Genomic DNA, 1,185 nt, shown 5'->3' on the forward strand with positions numbered 1-1,185 from the left:
CACCTTGAGCTGGTGGGGGTCGCAGTGGCCAGGGGGAAGCGACTGTTTACTAAAAACACAGGTCCGTGCGAAGTCGTAAGACGATGTATACGGACTGACGCCTGCCCGGTGCCGGAACGTTAAGGGGACCGCTTAGTGCGTGGTGACACGTGCGAAGGTGAGAACTTAAGCGCCGGTAAACGGCGGTGGTAACTATAACCATCCTAAGGTAGCGAAATTCCTTGTCGGGTAAGTTCCGACCTGCACGAATGGCGTAACGACTTCCCCGCTGTCTCAACCACAGGCCCGGCGAAATTGCAGTACGAGTAAAGATGCTCGTTTCGCGCAGCAGGACGGAAAGACCCCGGGACCTTCACTACAGCTTGACATTGGTGTTCGGAGCGGTTTGTGTAGGATAGGTGGGAGACTGGGAAGCTCGGACGCTAGTTCGGGTGGAGTCGTTGGTGAAATACCACTCTGGTCGTTTTGAATGTCTAACCCGCGCCCGTGTATCCGGGTGGGGGACAGTGTCTGGTGGGTAGTTTAACTGGGGCGGTTGCCTCCTAAAGGGTAACGGAGGCGCCCAAAGGTTCCCTCAGCCTGGTTGGTAATCAGGTGTTGAGTGTAAGTGCACAAGGGAGCTTGACTGTGAGACTGACGGGTCGAGCAGGAGCGAAAGCTGGGACTAGTGATCCGGCATCGGCGTGTGGAAGCGGTGTCGCTCAACGGCTAAAAGGTACCCCGGGGATAACAGGCTGATCTTCCCCAAGAGTCCATATCGACGGGATGGTTTGGCACCTCGATGTCGGCTCGTCGCATCCTGGGGCTGGAGTAGGTCCCAAGGGTTGGGCTGTTCGCCCATTAAAGCGGTACGCGAGCTGGGTTTAGAACGTCGCGAGACAGTTCGGTCCCTATCCGCTGCGCGCGCAGGAGACTTGTAAGGGGCTGTCCCTAGTACGAGAGGACCGGGACGGACGAACCTCTGGTGTGCCAGTTGTATCGCCAGGTGCATGGCTGGTTGGCTACGTTCGGGAGGGATAACCGCTGAAAGCATCTAAGCGGGAAGCTTGCCTTGAGATGAGGTCTCCCGCCCTGTGAAGGGGTAAGGCCCCCCATAGATGATGGGGTTGATAGGCCGGGTGTGGAAGCGCGGTAACGTGTGGAGCTGACCGGTACTAATAGGCCGAGGACTTGACCACAAAGCAG

At 57.6% G+C, this 1,185-nt stretch carries 1 rRNA gene (running past one end of the window); it reads left to right on the plus strand.

Annotation, left to right across the window (positions count from 1 at the left end):
* Positions 1 to 1,178, plus strand: a 23S ribosomal RNA gene (locus AB0J42_RS37515) (its annotated part extends 1,390 nt beyond the left edge of the window); the annotation flags it as partial.
* Positions 1,179 to 1,185: the final 7 nt, after the last annotated feature.

Source organism: Nonomuraea sp. NPDC049649, from assembly GCF_040675175.1.
Taxonomy (GTDB): Bacteria; Actinomycetota; Actinomycetes; order Streptosporangiales; family Streptosporangiaceae; genus Nonomuraea.